The organism is Pseudomonas sp. LA5, assembly GCF_028640825.1.
Classification (GTDB): Bacteria; Pseudomonadota; Gammaproteobacteria; order Pseudomonadales; family Pseudomonadaceae; genus Chryseomonas; species Chryseomonas aestiva.
Window position 1 is genome coordinate 201,927 of sequence record NZ_JAQYZY010000019.1, and the last position, 17,233, is coordinate 219,159.

General features: G+C 61.6%; 16 protein-coding genes, 2 tRNA genes and 1 pseudogene. 4 read left to right on the top strand and 15 right to left on the bottom strand.

The genetic code is table 11. From position 1 onward, the window contains the following. Window positions 1-49 precede the first annotated feature (49 nt). Window positions 50-887, bottom strand: a pseudogene (locus PVZ72_RS03090) (IS3 family transposase); the annotation flags it as partial. Window positions 888-1,359: 472 nt separating this feature from the next. Here PVZ72_RS03090 and PVZ72_RS03095 point away from each other — a divergent pair. After that, window positions 1,360-1,611 carry a hypothetical protein gene (locus tag PVZ72_RS03095; protein WP_273861196.1) on the top strand — a complete coding sequence of 84 codons (252 nt, stop codon included), beginning with the start codon at window positions 1,360-1,362 and terminating at the stop codon, window positions 1,609-1,611. A gap of 402 nt (window positions 1,612-2,013) precedes the next feature. Here the strand turns inward: PVZ72_RS03095 and PVZ72_RS03100 are convergent. From PVZ72_RS03100 to PVZ72_RS03145, 10 genes are all read right to left on the bottom strand, one after another. Beyond that, window positions 2,014-2,090, bottom strand: a tRNA-Pro gene (locus tag PVZ72_RS03100). 63 nt (window positions 2,091-2,153) lie between these two features. Continuing rightward, window positions 2,154-2,513, bottom strand: coding sequence for a MerR family transcriptional regulator (locus PVZ72_RS03105; protein ID WP_007159195.1), 360 nt, complete (start codon window positions 2,511-2,513; stop codon window positions 2,154-2,156). Then, the gene (gene ihfA, locus PVZ72_RS03110; RefSeq protein WP_007159196.1) at window positions 2,494-2,796 is read right to left on the bottom strand and encodes an integration host factor subunit alpha; all 303 of its coding nucleotides are present in this window, start codon (window positions 2,794-2,796) and stop codon (window positions 2,494-2,496) included. Before ihfA ends, PVZ72_RS03105 begins: the two co-directional genes overlap by 20 nt. A 3-nt stretch (window positions 2,797-2,799) precedes the next feature. Next, window positions 2,800-5,178: a phenylalanine--tRNA ligase subunit beta gene (pheT, locus tag PVZ72_RS03115; RefSeq protein ID WP_273861197.1), complete on the bottom strand. Its 2,379-nt coding sequence runs from the start codon at window positions 5,176-5,178 to the stop codon at window positions 2,800-2,802. A gap of 18 nt (window positions 5,179-5,196) precedes the next feature. Beyond that, on the bottom strand, window positions 5,197-6,198 hold the full coding sequence (gene pheS / locus PVZ72_RS03120; protein ID WP_017638834.1) for a phenylalanine--tRNA ligase subunit alpha: 1,002 nt from the start codon (window positions 6,196-6,198) through the stop codon (window positions 5,197-5,199). A gap of 96 nt (window positions 6,199-6,294) precedes the next feature. Continuing rightward, a complete protein-coding gene (gene rplT / locus PVZ72_RS03125; protein WP_007159199.1) occupies window positions 6,295-6,651 on the bottom strand; it encodes a 50S ribosomal protein L20 in 357 nt (118 codons plus the stop codon). Between the two features lie 30 nt (window positions 6,652-6,681). Then, a complete protein-coding gene (rpmI, locus tag PVZ72_RS03130; protein WP_007159200.1) occupies window positions 6,682-6,876 on the bottom strand; it encodes a 50S ribosomal protein L35 in 195 nt (64 codons plus the stop codon). A 61-nt stretch (window positions 6,877-6,937) separates the two neighbouring features. Next, window positions 6,938-7,471 carry a translation initiation factor IF-3 gene (gene infC / locus PVZ72_RS03135; RefSeq protein ID WP_158891979.1) on the bottom strand — a complete coding sequence of 178 codons (534 nt, stop codon included), beginning with the start codon at window positions 7,469-7,471 and terminating at the stop codon, window positions 6,938-6,940. A gap of 20 nt (window positions 7,472-7,491) precedes the next feature. Further along, window positions 7,492-9,414 (bottom strand): threonine--tRNA ligase, encoded by a 1,923-nt coding sequence (thrS, locus tag PVZ72_RS03140; protein WP_273861198.1) that lies wholly within the window; start codon window positions 9,412-9,414, stop codon window positions 7,492-7,494. Between the two features lie 206 nt (window positions 9,415-9,620). After that, on the bottom strand, window positions 9,621-9,902 hold the full coding sequence (locus tag PVZ72_RS03145) for a hypothetical protein (RefSeq protein ID WP_158891983.1): 282 nt from the start codon (window positions 9,900-9,902) through the stop codon (window positions 9,621-9,623). A 405-nt stretch (window positions 9,903-10,307) separates the two neighbouring features. Here PVZ72_RS03145 and PVZ72_RS03150 point away from each other — a divergent pair, with 405 nt between their 5' ends. Both PVZ72_RS03150 and PVZ72_RS03155 read left to right on the top strand, forming a co-directional pair. Next, on the top strand, window positions 10,308-11,015 hold the full coding sequence (locus PVZ72_RS03150; RefSeq protein WP_273861199.1) for a YfdX family protein: 708 nt from the start codon (window positions 10,308-10,310) through the stop codon (window positions 11,013-11,015). Between the two features lie 567 nt (window positions 11,016-11,582). Next, the gene (locus PVZ72_RS03155; RefSeq protein WP_273861200.1) at window positions 11,583-12,752 is read left to right on the top strand and encodes an MFS transporter; all 1,170 of its coding nucleotides are present in this window, start codon (window positions 11,583-11,585) and stop codon (window positions 12,750-12,752) included. A gap of 295 nt (window positions 12,753-13,047) precedes the next feature. Here PVZ72_RS03155 and PVZ72_RS03160 read toward each other — a convergent pair. From PVZ72_RS03160 to PVZ72_RS03175, 4 genes are all read right to left on the bottom strand, one after another. Further along, window positions 13,048-13,124: transfer RNA gene (locus PVZ72_RS03160), tRNA-Val, on the bottom strand. 88 nt (window positions 13,125-13,212) lie between these two features. Next, a complete protein-coding gene (locus PVZ72_RS03165) occupies window positions 13,213-13,725 on the bottom strand; it encodes a DUF2937 family protein (RefSeq protein WP_263258971.1) in 513 nt (170 codons plus the stop codon). Window positions 13,726-13,743: 18 nt separating this feature from the next. Beyond that, window positions 13,744-14,517, bottom strand: coding sequence for a class II glutamine amidotransferase (locus tag PVZ72_RS03170; protein ID WP_027596905.1), 774 nt, complete (start codon window positions 14,515-14,517; stop codon window positions 13,744-13,746). A 98-nt stretch (window positions 14,518-14,615) separates the two neighbouring features. After that, a complete protein-coding gene (locus PVZ72_RS03175; RefSeq protein WP_187978830.1) occupies window positions 14,616-15,089 on the bottom strand; it encodes an MFS transporter in 474 nt (157 codons plus the stop codon). A gap of 89 nt (window positions 15,090-15,178) precedes the next feature. Here PVZ72_RS03175 and PVZ72_RS03180 point away from each other — a divergent pair, with 89 nt between their 5' ends. Next, the gene (locus PVZ72_RS03180) at window positions 15,179-17,200 is read left to right on the top strand and encodes a S9 family peptidase (protein ID WP_273861201.1); all 2,022 of its coding nucleotides are present in this window, start codon (window positions 15,179-15,181) and stop codon (window positions 17,198-17,200) included. Window positions 17,201-17,233 lie beyond the last annotated feature (33 nt).

A 17,233-nucleotide genomic window follows, 5' to 3' on the forward strand; every position in this document is an offset into this window, starting at 1 on the left:
GATATAGTCTGGTCGCCCATACCCAATATAGGGTAATTACGTTGGCAGGCCATTTATAAAGCGCTTTTCCAGTGAATTTTGGACCTTGGTTGGTGCGGATTGCGCCTAGGTAGCCTCGGAAATACGCCATCTCGTCCAGTGTCCGGGTGACACGAACGCCGCTTATCCCGTCTCCCACCAAGATGTCACCCGCCTTCTCAGTAGAGTCAAAAACCAATGCCAGGCATTCGATCCGTTGCCCTGTGCTGAGCGCATCGAAGACAAAGTCCATTGCAGACTCAGCCCGATGCACTAAGCAAGGCGCAAGCGCTAGCGCTCTACCTCAACACCGTGGCGGCGTCTCTGGCGCTTAACGCTCAAGCCTGCAGCACGGCACAGGCGATAAATCCGGCTGTGGCCGACCGACACTCAGACATGCCGCAGTAGAATGTATAGGCGCCGATAGCTAAAGCGGCGACACTCAAGGGCAAGCTCCACCAGTTAAGCTTGTAGCTCGCTATTTTGCTCATTGGTACGAGGCCGGTAGCAGCACTGAGTGAGACAGCCCGATCAGCCTACAGGCGCAGTGCTTGAAGATGCCGGTTCGCGGCTGCATCTCTTGCAACACTTTCCGCCGCGCTGTCGAACTTACCTTCCTAACGGGCGACTACTTTGAGAGGTTCAATGTCGAGGCATGCTTCGACCAGCAGCGTGTTCAGCCGCCTGTTCTCTAGATCTTTCAGCTATCTAGCTAGCGTCCGGCACAGTCATACCGCCAAACTTAGTGCGCTAAGCATAAACGAGGCATTACTGAGACTGCGCCACCAACCAAGCTCCGTCACCAGCTTACCGGCTTCTGCCTATTTAAGAAGGTCGAAGACCTGCTCCTGGGTAAAACGCTTTTTCACTGCCGTCGACTGTTCGAAAGACGGAGTCTGCTAATTTCAGCAGCGTATTGAAAGCAGGGAGCAGGTCACCCAAAGCGAGCGCCAAGGAGAAAAACCATAGCGCGAAAGTCAATTGCCGCTCTTTATCGAAGGAATGTGATCAGGCCCATCGACCAAATCTCCAGAAGTTAGTGAGCTCAGAAAGCACTCAATCAGGCGATCAGCCCCTGACTCAGGTCGACGATGAGGTTTTAGTTCCCTTCATAAACGATCGACTCGATAACACCAGAACCAGCGAGCGCAAAGAGCTCTGGTGTCAAAAGGGTGACGAAAAACTCGTGACCCTCAATACATTTCAGTTTCGAACATCGAAGTACTGCAAAGCCCCGCAATCCGCGCATAAGGACGCTCAAAAAGATATTTGGCAGCTGCTTCGCAGGCACTGGCCATCTCAATGACGGTCATAACCTTTGCACACATACGAGGAGACCACATGGCTATCAATGCAGAACTCAAAGCTGAAATCTTGCGCCGCCTGTATCACTCGCATCCGGAAGGCCTGGGTAACGAAATTCTCGACAACCATCATGGCGAAGAGGCCGTCATGGATGTCCTTCAGGACCTGCAAGAGCATGGACTTATCCAAAAAGGTCATCTTTCGGTAGACACGCAAGGACAGCGCTCTCTGAAGCCGCCCGTAAAATTGACGTCCGCTGGGGCGGATGTAGCAAAGGACGTTGAGTGATCGGAAGAGCCCAACGCTATCGTTGGGCTCTTCTCCATCAGGCATGCTCATTTAGCAATAAAAACTGATCGAACATGACCGACAAGTCGATAGCTGCACGGATTTCAGGGCTACGTCCTGATTTGGCATCGATAGAACTAGGCTGTAGCAGAGGAAACAAGGTGTCGGCAGATGCAGCAGCACCAAGCCTCAGAGGCTTTTCTACACTGTCCGGGCCGTCAAGATTTAGCAGAACTCGTTGCGCCTATAGAGTCGACTTGGCTACCAGCCGGCAGCCTAATATCAAAACTGAACGCTGGTAGCACCTAAGCAGGGTAGCCAGCTGGTTTTGCTCGGATTTTGATTGGAGCCTAGAAACGAAAAAGGCCCAAGCAACTAAGTGCTTGAGCCTTTTCGTTAATTTGGTCGGGACGGAGTGATTCGAACACTCGACCCCTTGCACCCCATGCAAGTGCGCTACCAGGCTGCGCTACGCCCCGACTGTGTTCCCTAGGGAACGGCGTGCATCTTACTGCAACACTTTGATTAGTGGAAGCTTTTTTTCACTTTTTCAGTACGACGAGGACTTCTTCGAGTTCGCTGATCATCTGGCGGATGAGCTGGTGGTACTGCGAACCCTCGTCGCGGGTCTCGTCGCCCTGGGTGAGACGCTGGCGCGCCCCGCCGATGGTGAAGCCTTCGTTGTACAGCAAGGAGCGGATCTGGCGGATCATCAGCACGTCGTGGCGCTGGTAGTAGCGCCGGTTGCCGCGGCGCTTCACCGGGTTCAGCTGGGGAAATTCCTGCTCCCAGTAGCGCAGCACGTGCGGTTTGACCAGGCAGAGATCGCTCACCTCACCGATGGTGAAGTAGCGCTTGCCCGGTATGACCGGCAGTTCGTCGTTATGACTTGGTTCCAGCATAGGCCTCGACCCTGGCTTTCAGTTTCTGCCCGGGGCGGAAGGTCACCACACGGCGTGCCGTGATGGGTATCTCCTCCCCCGTCTTGGGATTGCGTCCGGGGCGCTGGCGCTTGTCGCGCAGGTCGAAGTTGCCGAAACCGGACAACTTGACCTGCTCGTTGCTTTCGAGCGCATGACGAATTTCTTCGAAGAACAGTTCGACCAATTCCTTGGCTTCACGTTTGTTCAGACCGAGCTCTTCAAACAGACGTTCGGCCATCTCAGCTTTCGTCAGGGCCCCCATGCACTATTTCCTTAAGGTGGCGTTGAACCTTCTTTCCAGAGAAACGAGGATTTTCTGCGTCGTTTCGTTGACTTCTTCATCGGTTAATGTGCGCGATGGATGTTGCAAGGTCAAGCCGATGGCGACGCTTTTTCTATGTGGATCAATACCTTTGCCTTGGTAGACGTCGAACAGACGCAGCTCCTTGAGGCCTTCTCCGGCGTTTTCGCGGATGTCGGTCAGGAGGTCGCCTGCGGCTACGGTTTCGTCCACCACCAGCGCCAGGTCACGCCGCACTTCGGGGAAGCGTGATAGCTCGCCAAAGCGCGGCAGACTGCCGGTAGTGAGGGCATCCAGCACCAGCTCAAAGAGGAACACCGGACGATCCACATCCAGCTCACGCGCCACTTCCGGATGCAGGGCGCCCAGGTAGCCCACCGGCTGCCCTGCCCTTTCAATCAGCGCGGTCTGCCCCGGATGCAACGCCGGATGCTCGCCTGCGACGAAGCGGAAGTCAGTACCCGCACCGGACTGCGCCAGCAGCGCCTCGACATCGGCCTTGACGTCGAAGAAGTCCACCGCCTCACGCCCGGACGACCAGCTCTCCGGCAGACGCGAACCACAGACCGCGCCAGCCAGGACACTTTCCTGCACCAGGCCTTCCAGCTGACCGACAAATCTCAGCCCCGATTCGAACAGCCGGACGCGGTCCTGCTGGCGGTTGAGGTTGTACTGCACGGCCTTGACCAGACCCGGCCACAGCGACGAGCGCATGGCGACCATGTCGGTGGAGATGGGATTCGCCAGCATCACCGGCTGGGCCTCGGGGGCGAACAGACGGAAGGTCTTTTCGTCGATGAAGCTGTAGGTGATGGCTTCCTGGTAACCGCGGGCCACCAGCAGGCGACGCAGCTGGCTCAGCTCGCCCTTGCTCTCGGGCAGCGGTTGCGGCGCCAGGCGGGCCTGGGGGAAGCGGATCGGCAGCTGGTTGTAGCCATAGAGGCGCGCCAGTTCTTCGATCAGGTCCACCTCGATGCTGATATCGAATCTGTGGCTGGGTACGCCTACCTGCCAGCGACCGGCTTCCAGGCGAGCTACGGCCAGACCCAGGCCGCTGAGCAGACGCTCGACCTGGGCGTCATCCAGGGTCAGCCCCAGGACGCGTTCGATGCGCTCGGCGCGCAGCAGGATCGGTTCGACCTGCGGCAGGTGCTCGGCACTCACCGCCTCGATGACCGGACCCGGTTCGCCGCCGACGATGTCCAGCAGCAGGCGGGTCGCCCGCTCCATGGCCTTGCGTGCCAGCTCGAAGTCCACGCCCCGCTCGAAGCGGTGGGAGGAGTCGGTGTGCAGGCCATAGGAACGGGCCTTGCCGGCGACGGCGATGGTGTCGAAGAAGGCGCTTTCCAGGAACAGGTCACGGCTACCGGCGGCCACACCGCTGTGCTCGCCGCCCATGACGCCGGCGATGGCCAGGGCGCGCTCATGGTCGGCGATCACCAGGGTGTCGTTGCGCAGTTCGATGTCCTGGCCATCCAGCAGCACCAGACGCTCGCCGGCATCGGCCAGGCGCACGCGGATGCCGCCCTTGATCTGGTCCAGATCGAAGGCATGCATGGGCTGACCCAGTTCGAGCATCACGTAGTTGGTGACGTCGACGGCGGCGTCGATGCTGCGCACGCCACTGCGGCGCAGACGCTCGACCATCCAGTCCGGCGTGGGACGGGACAGGTCGACGTTCTTGACCACACGACCCAGGTAGCGCGGGCAGGCCTGGGGTGTCAGCACCTCGACCGGACGGGTCTCCTGGTGCGTAGCCGCTACGGCCTCGACCTGCAGGGGCTCGACCGTAGCGTTGTACAGGGCACCTACTTCCCGCGCCAGACCGGCGATGGACAGGCAATCGCCGCGGTTCGGGGTCAGGTCGACGTCGATGATGGCGTCGTCCAGTTGCAGGTAGCTGCGGATGCTCTCGCCCACCGGCGCGCCGGCCGGCAGCTCCAGCAGGCCGCTGTTGTCGTCACTGATCTGCAGTTCGCTGGCCGAGCAGAGCATGCCGTGGGATTCCACGCCGCGCAGCTTGGCCTTCTTGATGGTGAAGTCGCCCGGCAGCGTGGCGCCGACGGTGGCGAAAGGCACCTTCAGGCCCGCGCGCACATTGGGCGCGCCGCAGACCACCTGGAAGGATTCCTGACCGTTGCTCACCTGGCAGACGTTGAGCTTGTCGGCATCGGGATGGCGCTCGACGGAGACCACCTCGCCGACGATGACGCCCTGGAAACGCCCGGCCGCCGCTTCGACGCCGTCCACTTCCAGGCCGGCCATCGACAGCCGGGCAACCAGATCCTCGTGCGTAGCCGCAGGGTTCACCCAGCTACGCAGCCATTGTTCACTGAATTTCATAGGACTCCCGTCTGGCAGCTAGCGGAATTGCGCCAGGAAGCGCAGATCGTTGTCGAAGAAGAGGCGCAGGTCGTTGACCCCGTAGCGCAACATGGCCAGGCGCTCGGCGCCCATGCCGAAGGCGAAGCCCTGGTACTTCTCCGGATCGATGCCGGCCATGCGCAGGACATTGGGATGGACCATGCCGCAGCCCAGCACCTCGAGCCAGCGCGAGGCTGGTTCGCCATCGCGACTTGGGCGGCGGATGTCCACCTCGGCCGACGGCTCGGTGAAGGGGAAGTAGGAGGGACGGAAGCGTACTTCCAGCTCTTCCTCGAAGAACTCGCGCAGGAAGGTCACCAGGGTGCTCTTGAGGTCGGCGAAGCTGACTTCCTCGTCGATCACCAGGCCTTCGACCTGATGGAACATGGGCGAGTGAGTCTGATCGCTGTCGCAGCGATAAACCCGACCCGGGCAGATGATGCGGATCGGCGGCTGCTGGCTCTCCATGGTGCGGATCTGCACCGGTGAGGTGTGGGTGCGCAGCAGCATGTTGGCGTTGAAGTAGAAGGTGTCGTGCATCGCCCGCGCCGGGTGGTGGCCGGGGATGTTGAGCGCTTCGAAGTTGTGGTAGTCGTCTTCGATCTCGGGACCGGTGGCGACGCCATAACCGATGTTGGCGAACAGGCGCTCGATACGCTCCAGGGTGCGGGTGACCGGGTGCAGGCCACCCGAGGCCTGACCACGCCCGGGCAGGGTCACGTCGATGCGTTCCGCAGCGAGGCGAGCGGCCAGGGCGGCCTGCTCCAGCGTCGCCTTGCGGCTGTTGATTGCGTCCTGGACACGTTCCTTGGCGGCGTTGATCAGCGCGCCGGCCTGGGGACGCTCCTCCGCCGTGAGGTGGCCCAGGGTCTTCATGATCTGGGTCAGTTCACCCTTCTTGCCCAGGTAATTGACCCGGAGCTGTTCCAGGGCATTGGTGTCTTCGGTGTGCCGCACGGCCTCCAGTGCTTGGGAGACCAGCGCATCCAGGTTTTCCATCTAGGGACTCCAGATACAAAATAGGGGAAGAGCTATGAGGCTCTTCCCCTATTGATAACGTTGCTTCGCGCCAGAGGCGCGAGATTGCCGGGGGGCTTAAGCCAGCGAAGCTTTAGCTTTCTCGACAATCGCAGCAAACGCCGCTTTTTCGTTCACGGCCAGATCGGCCAGTACCTTACGGTCGATCTCGATGGCCGCTTTCTTCAGGCCGGCGATCAGACGGCTGTAGGACAGACCGTTGATACGAGCACCAGCGTTGATACGAGCGATCCACAGAGCGCGGAACTGACGCTTCTTCTGACGGCGGTCACGGTAGGCGTATTGGCCTGCCTTGATTACCGCTTGCTTAGCGACGCGGAAGACGCGCGAACGGGCACCGTAGTAGCCTTTTGCGAGCTTCAGGATTTTCTTGTGACGGCGACGAGCGATAACGCCACGCTTAACACGAGCCATGAGTAACTTCCTTTAAATTCTTAACCAGGATTAACGAAGGCGCAGCATGCGCTCGACCTTTTGGACGTCGGATGCATGCATCAGCGACGTACCGCGCAGCTGACGCTTACGCTTGGTGGTCATCTTGGTCAGAATGTGGCTCTTGAAAGCGTGCTTGTGCTTGATGCCACCAGCAGTTTTCACGAAGCGCTTCGCAGCGCCGCTTTTGGTTTTCATCTTTGGCATGTTCGGATACTCCGCATTGGGTGATTACGCATAACAGCAAGGCCTGCCAGTGCCCTGGTAGTTACTTTTTCTTCTTGGGGGCGATGACCATGATGAGTTGGCGTCCTTCCATCTTAGGATGCTGCTCAACGGCGCCGTGTTCGACGAGGTCAGCTTCGACCCGCTTCAACAGCTCCATGCCCAGCTCCTGGTGGGCCATCTCCCGGCCGCGGAATCTCAACGAGACCTTGGCTTTGTCCCCCTCGGTTAGGAAACGTACCAGGTTGCGTAGTTTTACCTGGTAATCCCCTTCTTCCGTCCCTGGACGAAACTTGATTTCTTTGACCTGAGCCTGCTTCTGGTTCTTCTTCGCCGCCGCGACTTGCTTCTTCTTCTCGAAGACGTGCTTGCCGTAGTCCATGATCCGGCAGACCGGAGGTAGGGCGTCGGCGGTGATTTCCACCAGATCCAGCTTGGCGTCTTCAGCAGCCTGCAGGGCCTCCTGGATGGAGACGATGCCTACTTGCTGACCATCGGCGCCAATAAGGCGAACTTCCCGGGCGGTGATATTTTCGTTGATCGGTGCCCGGGGTGCGGCTCGCTTGTCTTGTCTCATGTCACGCTGCTTGATAGTGATTACTCCGAATCTTGCCGGCCACGCCGGGAAACCGCTTGCGTGAGCAGCTCGCGGAAACGCTCGACGGGCATGGAGCCCAGGTCAACGCCTTCGCGGGTACGCACGGCAACGGATCGTGTCTCAACCTCCCGGTCTCCAATAACCAGGAGATAGGGAACCTTGAGCAAAGTATGCTCACGGATTTTAAAGCCGATCTTCTCGTTTCTCAAGTCGGCTTTGGCTCGGAAGCCCTCAGCGTTCAATTCGCCGACGACCTGCTGGGCAAAATCGGCCTGCTTGTCGGTGATATTGAGCACTACCGCCTGGGTCGGGGCGAGCCACGCCGGGAACAGACCGGCATAGTGCTCGATGAGCATGCCGATGAAACGCTCGAAGGAACCGAGGATGGCGCGGTGCAGCATCACTGGACGCTGACGGCTGTTGTCCTCGGAGATGTAGCTGGCATCGAGACGCTCCGGGAGGTTCGGATCGTATTGCAGGGTACCACACTGCCACTGACGACCCAGGCAGTCCTTGAGGGTGAATTCGATCTTCGGCCCGTAGAAGGCGCCCTCGCCCGGCTGGTATTCCCAGTCCAGACCCGAGGCATCCAGCGCATCGGCCAGGGCCTTCTCGGCGCGATCCCACAGCTCTTCGGAACCGACGCGCTTGGCGGGCCGGGTGGAGAGCTTCATGATCACGTCGGTGAAACCGAAGTCGGCATAGACCTGCAGGGTCAGCTTGATGAAGTTGTCGGCTTCCTGCTTGACCTGCTCTTCCGTGCAGAAGATGTGGGCGTCATCCTGGGTGAAGCCGCGCACGCGCATGATGCCGTGCAAGGCACCGGACGGCTCATTGCGGTGGCAGGCACCGAATTCGGCCAGGCGCAGCGGCAGGTCGCGGTAGGACTTCAGGCCCTGGTTGAACACCTGCACATGGCAGGGGCAGTTCATCGGCTTGATCGCGAAGTCACGACTTTCCGAGGCCGTGGTGAACATGCCTTCGGCGTAGTTGGACCAGTGACCCGAACGCTCCCACAGAACGCGATCGACCACCTGGGGCGTCTTGATCTCCTGGTAGCCGTGGTCGCGCTGGACCTTGCGCATGTACTGCTCGAGCACCTGGTAGACGGTCCAGCCATTGGCGTGCCAGAACACCATGCCGGGCGCTTCTTCCTGCAGGTGGAAGAGGTCGAGCTGCTTGCCGATGCGACGATGGTCGCGCTTCTCGGCTTCCTCGATGCGCTGGATATAGGCCGCCAGCTGCTTCTTGTCCGCCCAGGCGGTGCCATAGATGCGCTGCAGCTGTTCGTTCTTGGCGTCGCCACGCCAGTAGGCGCCGGACAGCTTGGTCAGCTTGAACGCCTTGAGGAAACGGGTGTTGGGCACGTGGGGGCCCCGGCACATGTCGACGTATTCCTCGTGGTAGTACAGGCCCATGGCCTGCTCCTCGGGCATGTCGTCGATCAGGCGCAGCTTGTACTCCTCACCCCGGGCCTTGAACACCTCGATGACCTCGGCGCGCGGCGTCATCTTCTTGATGACGTCGTAGTCCTTGTCGATCAGCTCGCGCATCCGCGTCTCGATGGCCGAGAGGTCATCGAGGGTGAAGGGACGCTCGAAGGAGATGTCGTAGTAGAAGCCCTCATCGATCACCGGACCAATGACCATCCTGGCGGTCGGGAACAGCTGCTTGACCGCATGACCCACCAGGTGGGCGCAGGAGTGGCGGATGATCTCCAGACCGTCCTCGTCCTTGGCGGTGATGATCTGCAGGTTGGCATCCTGCTCGATGAGATCGCTGGCATCGCGCAGCTGGCCGTCGACGCGACCGGCGATGGTGGCCTTGGCAAGACCGGCACCAATGGACTGGGCGACTTCGGCTACGGTGACGGGCTTGTCGAATGGACGTTGGCTACCGTCAGGGAGAGTAATGACAGGCATGGCGCCTCCTCAACTCAGTGGTGACCCATACCAAGGGCCACATGGTGGGATTGGCCAGTAAGCAGCCGCACCGCTGGAAATCCCGCCGCACAGTGGCAGGGCCGCAAGGCATTCCGGGCGACGCGAAAGGATCACTGGAAAGTTTGGGACGGAAATCCTTTCAGAAACTGAGACCTAGCGCAACCTCGCAAGGGACTGTCATCTACCTAGCGCGCCGCATCGGGGTACTTCTTGAGGAACTGCTTCTGCATTTCCTGGCAGTTTTCCATCAGCGCCTGGCGATCGGCCGGCGAGGTGTCCGCGGCGTTGGCCCGCGCCAGGCACTGGTCGATGGCCTGCTGCTCGTTGGCGCGGCTGACCGGCGTCGCATTGTGGCGATAGACGTAGATGATGGAGCCGAAGACCACGACCGCGAACAGGATCGACAGCAGGATCAATCCCAGGCAACCACCCTTGCCGATCTGCCGGCCTTCACCACCCTGCGTCATCACTCGCTCCTCGCGGTAACGGGCCCTGCTCGCGCCTGGCGAAGCAACGAAGCCCAAGAAAAATCGTCCGTCAGTCTACGTGAAAACCCAGGGCCTCACGACCGAGGCAAGCGGTCACACCCCTATTCGAATGATCCACGGAAGATCGACGTGGACTTCCGAAAAGTTTTACCGCGCAAAACAAACTTATGCCGGACTCAATAAAACTCTTACCTGTATCAAGTACGGCAAGATCACCCAGATTTAGCCGCGCAAATTCGTTCAGCAATTATTCAAGAAAAGCCCCACCCTTATTAATCCAGTGTTAAGCGATACGGCGGAGTATCGATTCCAGGCACTGCAGAACCTGGTTCTGGTACCTGAGCGATAGCCTTACTTCAATTGCATATCCGCTGGAGGCAGCAAATGAACGTCAAGAATAAACTGGCAAAGAGCATGCTGGTCGTCGCCATCGTAGCCGCCTGCTCGTCTGCGGCCATCGCCGCGAACCAAGCCCCCTCGACAAACGAGCTGGGCAGCTTCCAGGCCCTGTCCACCCAGGGGCAACGGGCCTTCACCGACATCTCCGCGGCACGCCTGGAGCTCTTCCAGGGGCAAACGAAGCAAGCAGTGTCCCATGTCAAGGACGCCCAGCAGGCACTCAAACTTGCGCAGTCGGATAATACCGCGCTGAAAAAAGCCGCGAGTGAATTACAGGTCAAGGACAATCAGGGCAAGGCCGATACCAGTACCGCTGTAACCTCCTGGCTACCTATCTGGGGCGATACCGTGGTGCAGGACAGTTATATGGCCAGCCCGCAGAAGGTTAAGGCAGTGGCCGATGCAAATAACAAACTCAAGCATGGCGACGCCAAGGGTGCTGCGGAAACCCTGCGCCTGGCCGATGTGGATATCGATACGGCCATTGCCCTGGCACCGCTCAAGCAGACCATGACGGACGTCGACCAGGCGGCCAAGCAACTGGCCAGCGACAAGTTCTATGAGGCCAACCTGACGCTCAAGCAGGTTCAGGATGGCGTGCGCTATGCCTCGACGGCGCTGGACTTCACGGCGAACAGGCACGGGCTGCAGCCGGCAGGCTCCTTCACCGAGACCGTCACCCCGAGCAGTTGATGGCTTGGGACGCACAACAGGGCGATTGCAAGGTCGCCCGGTTAAACGACTCCATGCCCGGCAAGTCCGCCTCGATCACGGCGTACAGCACAGGCAAACACGAAAAGGGCGATCTCTCGGATCGCCCTTTCTATTACCCGCCACCGATGGGAATTTGGTTTTGTCAGGTCCAGCTGACCCCAAACCCATACCCCTCCCCGCATAAGCCTTGGCGAAACCTGTCCACAGCCGCCGGCACCTAAAACTTCAAGGCGCCAGACATGGGCTGCCGCTGCAGGAAAGGCAGTCGATGTGCAGATGAAACCCAGGCCTGTTGGCGCGTTGCAGCTCCACTTCGCCCACAAGTTCGTACAGGCCTTCACCTCCCCGCAGGCAGAGCTACCAGGCCCCGCCGATACCTCCCCGCCAGGCGGCTGCCAACGCTCGGATCAAACATGGTCATCCAGCTCTGCGCATATCGTCCTGAAATGCACGATTGTGCGTAATCTTGCTTAATCATGCATGATCAGCTAACACTGGTATGAGGTGTGATTACCCCTACTGCCGTCTTATTTCGGAGCCTCTCCAATGCAACATGTGCAACTCGCTGCCCAACAGCCTTCGGGAGCGATCGAGCAATGGGCGACCCGCGCCGGCTTCCTCATTGCGGGTTCGGCCATGGCCGCGTGGGCACCCCTGGTGCCCGTCGCCAAGGCGAGGATCGGCGCCGATGATTCGACGCTTGGCCTCCTGCTGCTTTGCCTGGGCCTGGGATCCATTGTCGCGATGCCCATCGTCGGCATCCTCGCCAGCCGCTTCGGATGCCGTGCAGTGATCGCGACCAGCTCGGTGGCACTGGCGCTGGTGCTGCCGCTGCTTGCGGTCGCCGATTCGCTTCTCGGCATGGCCATAGCCCTGGCCCTGTTCGGGGCCAGCGTTGGCGCTCTGGATGTCGCAATCAACATCCAGGCCGTGATGGTCGAGAAGGACAGCGGGCGCAACATGATGTCCGGCTTCCACGGCCTGTTCAGTGTCGGCGGGATCGTCGGCGCCGGCGGCATGAGCGTTCTGCTGGGGGCTGGAATCCAACCGCTGGTTGCGACCCTGGTGTTCAGCGCGCTGCTGATCGTTCTACTCGCCGCTTCAATCAAAGGTCTGCTGCCCTACGGCAATCATGACGCCGGGCATACCCCACTATTTACGCTGCCGCGCGGGATCGTCGCCTTCATCGGCCTGCTCTGTTTTCTGATTTTTCTCGGCGAAGGCGCGATCCTGGACTGGAGCGCCCTGTTCCTGATCGATGCGCATGGCGTAGAGCCGGCGCAGGCCGGCTTCGGTTACACGGTATTCGCGCTGGCGATGACCATCGGCCGCCTGACCGGCGACTGGATCGTGAAGACGCTGGGCGGCCTGAAAGTGGTCGTAGGCGGCGGTCTACTCGCCGCGGCAGGCTTCCTGATGGCGGTCCTGGCCCCTAGCCAGCCCCTTGCCTTCGCAGGCTTCCTGCTGGTTGGCCTCGGAGCTTCCAACATCGTCCCCGTGCTCTTCAGTGCCGCCGGAAGGCAGACCCGGATGCCCACAAGCCACGCCATTGCAGCGATCACCACAATCGGCTACGCCGGCATTCTCTTTGGCCCGGCCGCCATCGGCTTCGTCGCGCAGCATTGGAGCCTGAGTGCCGCGCTGCTGCTGGTGGGTGGCGGGATGGCATTCGTTGCGCTCACATGGCCGATGACCGCCCGGCAGCGAGACGCCTAGTTCTTCGCCTTCGTTGGGGCAAGGACCATGGCCGAACAACAGGTCGTCGGGATGACTCGGGTCAGAAGAATGCCGAGCAGCAGTGCTAGCGGCCTGCCCTTGAGGGGCGGGCCGCTACTCAAGGGCAGCTGGCGACGGTGGAATGGCGGTGCCACGCTATTGCTCATCGAGCCCCAGTCGCCGGGATGGATCTGAAGCGTTGCCTACAGGGGCCTTTCCAATCCATCCCCAAACGAAAAAAGGCGACCCTTTCGGATCGCCTTTTTTCTTGCCCGCCAGCAGTGCGGGTTTTGTTTGGTAGGCACGATTGGATTCGAACCAACGACCCCCACCATGTCAAGGTGGTGCTCTAACCAACTGAGCTACGTGCCTGCTGTGGGTGCGCATTCTACAGCGCGGGACTTTAGCGTCAAGCCCTTTTTTCAGCTAAACGCCTGAAAACGTGAAATTTTTTAGAAGGCTAGGACACCCGGCGGGCTGGACGCCGCGGATAGAGCAGGATTGAAAGCCAGAGCGCGAGGGTTTCCACCGTCACCGCCAAGGCCAGTCCCAGCCCTATCCCCCAACCGATGGCTTCGGGGGTAAGCACCACCTGATAGCGATACTGCCGCAGGGTCTCGTCGCGCAGTTCGCTGTTGGGCGACACCAGGATGTGCCAGGCTCGCTGGTACCAGGGCCCCTGCAGCGCCTGCCACTCTTCGTTGAACAGCGCATTACGACGTATCAGGATGCCAAGGCTGTCGGCATCGCTGCGAAAGACTGGATCGTCACTGGCCTGGTAATGCGCCAACAGACCCTCGAGACTGCCCTCGAAGTACTGCTGCGCGGTCTGCCTGAAGCCGCTCAGGGCCTGATCGGACTCCAGGCGATGGGCATCCACGCGCTGTTCGTAGTCGAGCATGAAGCCGGGAATCTGTACCCCTACCAGCAAGGCCAGGGTAAACAACAGCAGACGAATATAACTGCGCAGCATCGTGGCGTGGCTTCCTGTCTAGACGCGGCCCTGGGAGACGATCTCGCCATCCCACCAGAGATGCCATTCCCCTGGCTGGTGCAGGGTCCAGACCTCGTCGGAGGTCAGCGGCTCGGTGGCGATGATGGTGACGACGTCATTGGGCGTGGTCTCGGCCTTGAAGTCGATGTGGACTTCCGCATCGCGCAACTGGGCCGGACCGAAGGGGGCGCGGCGGGTGATATGGGCCAGCTTGGTGGTGCAGAAGCTGAACAGCCAGTCGCCGTCGCTGAGCAGGCAGTTGAAGACGCCCTTCTTGCGAAAGCCATCGCAGGCGTTCACCAGCTGCGGCAACAGCATCTCCACCGGGACGGGTTCGGGAAAGCGCTCGCGGACCTGATCCAGCAGGCTGCAAAAGGCCGTCTCGCTGTCGGTATCGCCCACCGGCCGGTAGAAGCGCGGCTCGGGATGGAAATCCTGCAGCTGGCCGTTATGGGCAAAGCTCCAGTAGCGTCCACCCAGTTCCCGCACGAAGGGATGGGTGTTGGCCAGATTGACCGACCCGACGTTGGCGTGACGGATATGGCCGATTACCGTATGGCTCTTGATCGGGTAGCCCTGGACCAGCTTGGCCACCTCGGAATCGGCGCCTGGCAGGGCATCCTTGAACAGGTGCAGTCCCCTGCCCTCGTAGAAGGCCACGCCCCAGCCATCCCGATGCGGACCGGTGCGGCCGCCGCGCTGCATGAGGCCCTGGAGACTGAAGACCAGATCCGTGGGCACGTTGGCACTCATGCCCAGCAATTCGCACATGTCCGTCCCTCCGGGGTGGCTGCCTGGTTCAACGGCGGCTGCAGCCGCTGCCCTTCGCCAGCATGCTGAAGGGGTCACGTCCCGGGCGCAAGCCTGGATTACAGGCGGGGTTCGACGCGCTCGCCACGTCCCCGGGGTTCGCGGCGCTCGACCGGGGCTGCCGGGGCCCGCGGGGCCACCGGCGATTCCGGTTGCGGATCATCCGTCGGCGCCGCTGCGGCGACCGGCGCCGGACGCGGATGGGAGCGCCGGTACAGCCAGCGACAGAGGACGAAGATCAGATAGAGCACTATGCCAATGGTGCCGGCGGCCGCCAGGTTGGCCACGGCCGACCAGGCGCTGTTGCCCACCTTGAACACCAGATCCAGCACCGTCACGGCGATCGCCGGGGCGTAGAGGCCATGCTCGGCATCCACCAGGGCCGGCGTCACCAGCAGCACGGCCACCACCAGCCGGATGGGTTCGCGCAGCCAGCGCCAGAGCCAGCCGGTGGCCTTGAAAGACACCACCAACAGCAGCAGCGCGGCGATGGCGTAGACGGCCCAGGCGATCAGGTACTCTTGCTCGGTCATTGCGATCCATGGCGATAGCGGAAAGGAGAAGCCTATGATAGCGGTTTTGCCCCGCCCGCGTGCTCTTGCGCGGCGCCCAAGGAGCCCGCATGACCCAAGCCCCCATTGCCCGCCGCGCCCCCGGTGACGATCCCTACGCCTGGCTGGAGAGCCGCGACGCCCCCGAGGTGCTGGCGCACCTGGAAGCCGAGAACGCCTACCTGGAAGCCGAGCTGGCACCCGAGGCTGCCCTGCGCGAACAGCTGTTCGAAGAGATCCGCGCGCGCATTCGCGAGACGGATCTGTCGCTGCCCGTCCCCCGCGGCGACTATCTCTACTACCAGCGCACCCAGGCCGGTGACGAATACGGCCGCAACTATCGCTGCCGTCGCCCCGCCAATGGCGACCTGACGCCCGATCCGGCGACCGAGGAGCTGCTGTTCGACGGCAATGCCATCGCCGACGGCGGCTTTCTTTCGGTCGGCCGGTTCACCATCAGTCCGGACCAGACCCGCCTCGCCTACAGCCTCGACCAGGTCGGCGACGAGACCTACCGGCTCTATGTGAAGGAGCTGGCCACCGGCCTGGTGACCGAACTGCCCTTCGAGGAGTGCGACGGCAGCCTGACCTGGGCCAACGACAGCCGCACCCTGTTCTTTGGCGAGCGCGACGAATCCCATCGTCCGCACAAGCTCTATCGCTACCACCTGGGCGATGCCGAGCCGCAACTGGTCTTCCACGAGACCGACGGGCGCTTCTTCCTCGGCTGCTATCGTTCGAGCTCCGAGCGCAAGCTGCTGCTGCTGTCGCACAGCAAGACCACCAGCGAAGCCTGGGTGCTGGACGCGGATCGGCCGGACGAGGCCTTTGTCTGCCTGGCGCCCCGCGAGGAAGGTCACGAGTACTTCCCCGATCATGGCGTCGATGGCTGGTACATCCGCAGCAATCAGGACGGCATCAACTTCGCGCTCTACCAGGCCCCCGAGGACAGCCCCACGCGCGCGCACTGGCAGCCGGTGGTGCCCCATGACCCGCAGGTGATGCTGGAGGATGCCAGTCTCGGCGCCCAGGCGCTGGTGTTGAGCCTGCGCACCGCCGGCCTGCCGATTCTGGAGGTGCGGCCCTACGGCCAGGCGCCCTATCGGGTCGACCTGCCGGACGAGGTCTACAGCCTCGATGCCATGGACGTGCTGGAATTCAACAGTCCGGTCATGCGCCTGCGCTACGAAGCGCTCAATCGCCCCGCCGAGATCCGCGAACTGGACCTGGCCAGCGGTACCCAGCGGGTGCTCAAGCAGGTCCCGGTGGAAGGCCCGTTTGACGCCGATGCCTACGAGAGCCGCCGCCTGTGGGCCACCGCCGCCGATGGCACCCGTATCCCCATCAGCCTGGTCGGTCGGCGCGACCTGCCGCAAAGCGCCCCGCTCTATCTGTATGGCTACGGCGCCTATGGCCACAGCCTCGACCCCTGGTTCTCCCATGCCCGCCTGAGCCTTCTGGATCGTGGCGTGCGCTTCGCCATCGCCCATGTGCGCGGCGGCGGCGAGCTGGGTGAAGCCTGGTATCGCAGCGGCAAGCTGGAACACAAGCAGAACACCTTCGACGACTTCATCGCCTGCACCGAGCATCTGCTGGAGCAGGGCCTGACGACACCGCAACAGGTGGTCATCAGCGGCGGCAGCGCCGGCGGTCTGCTGATCGGTGCGGTGCTCAACCAACGTCCGGACCTCTATGCCGCCGCCATTGCCGAGGTGCCCTTCGTCGATGTGCTCAACACCATGCTCAAGCCGGACCTGCCGCTGACCGTGACCGAGTACGACGAGTGGGGCGATCCGAACGAGCCCGAGGTGCGCGCGCGCATCGCCAGCTACGCGCCCTACGAAAACGTCAAGGCCCAGGCCTATCCGGCCATCCTGGCGGTGGCCGGCTATCACGACACCCGGGTGCAGTACTGGGAAGCCGCCAAGTGGGTGGCGCGGCTGCGCGAGCGGCGGACCGATCAGGCGCCCCTGCTCCTGCTCAAGACCGAATTCGGCGCCGGCCACGGCGGCATGAGCGGGCGTTACCAGGCCTTGCGCGACGTGGCCCTGGAATACGCCTTCGTCTTCCGGGTACTGGGCCTGACCGGCTAGGGAACGGCGGGGGCTCTGGGCAGGTCTTTTCCA

Bases quoted from the DNA above. Each gene is read 5' to 3' on its own strand.
- PVZ72_RS03095 (WP_273861196.1), top strand. From the start codon at position 1,360: ATGGCTATCAATGCAGAACTCAAAGCTGAAATCTTGCGCCGCCTGTAT.
- PVZ72_RS03105 (WP_007159195.1), bottom strand. From the start codon at position 2,513: ATGCTGGAACCAAGTCATAACGACGAACTGCCGGTCATACCGGGCAAG.
- ihfA (WP_007159196.1), bottom strand. From the start codon at position 2,796: ATGGGGGCCCTGACGAAAGCTGAGATGGCCGAACGTCTGTTTGAAGAG.
- pheT (WP_273861197.1), bottom strand. From the start codon at position 5,178: ATGAAATTCAGTGAACAATGGCTGCGTAGCTGGGTGAACCCTGCGGCT.
- pheS (WP_017638834.1), bottom strand. From the start codon at position 6,198: ATGGAAAACCTGGATGCGCTGGTCTCCCAAGCACTGGAGGCCGTGCGG.
- rplT (WP_007159199.1), bottom strand. From the start codon at position 6,651: ATGGCTCGTGTTAAGCGTGGCGTTATCGCTCGTCGCCGTCACAAGAAA.
- rpmI (WP_007159200.1), bottom strand. From the start codon at position 6,876: ATGCCAAAGATGAAAACCAAAAGCGGCGCTGCGAAGCGCTTCGTGAAA.
- infC (WP_158891979.1), bottom strand. From the start codon at position 7,471: ATGAGACAAGACAAGCGAGCCGCACCCCGGGCACCGATCAACGAAAAT.
- thrS (WP_273861198.1), bottom strand. From the start codon at position 9,414: ATGCCTGTCATTACTCTCCCTGACGGTAGCCAACGTCCATTCGACAAG.
- PVZ72_RS03145 (WP_158891983.1), bottom strand. From the start codon at position 9,902: ATGACGCAGGGTGGTGAAGGCCGGCAGATCGGCAAGGGTGGTTGCCTG.
- PVZ72_RS03150 (WP_273861199.1), top strand. From the start codon at position 10,308: ATGAACGTCAAGAATAAACTGGCAAAGAGCATGCTGGTCGTCGCCATC.
- PVZ72_RS03155 (WP_273861200.1), top strand. From the start codon at position 11,583: ATGCAACATGTGCAACTCGCTGCCCAACAGCCTTCGGGAGCGATCGAG.
- PVZ72_RS03165 (WP_263258971.1), bottom strand. From the start codon at position 13,725: ATGCTGCGCAGTTATATTCGTCTGCTGTTGTTTACCCTGGCCTTGCTG.
- PVZ72_RS03170 (WP_027596905.1), bottom strand. From the start codon at position 14,517: ATGTGCGAATTGCTGGGCATGAGTGCCAACGTGCCCACGGATCTGGTC.
- PVZ72_RS03175 (WP_187978830.1), bottom strand. From the start codon at position 15,089: ATGACCGAGCAAGAGTACCTGATCGCCTGGGCCGTCTACGCCATCGCC.
- PVZ72_RS03180 (WP_273861201.1), top strand. From the start codon at position 15,179: ATGACCCAAGCCCCCATTGCCCGCCGCGCCCCCGGTGACGATCCCTAC.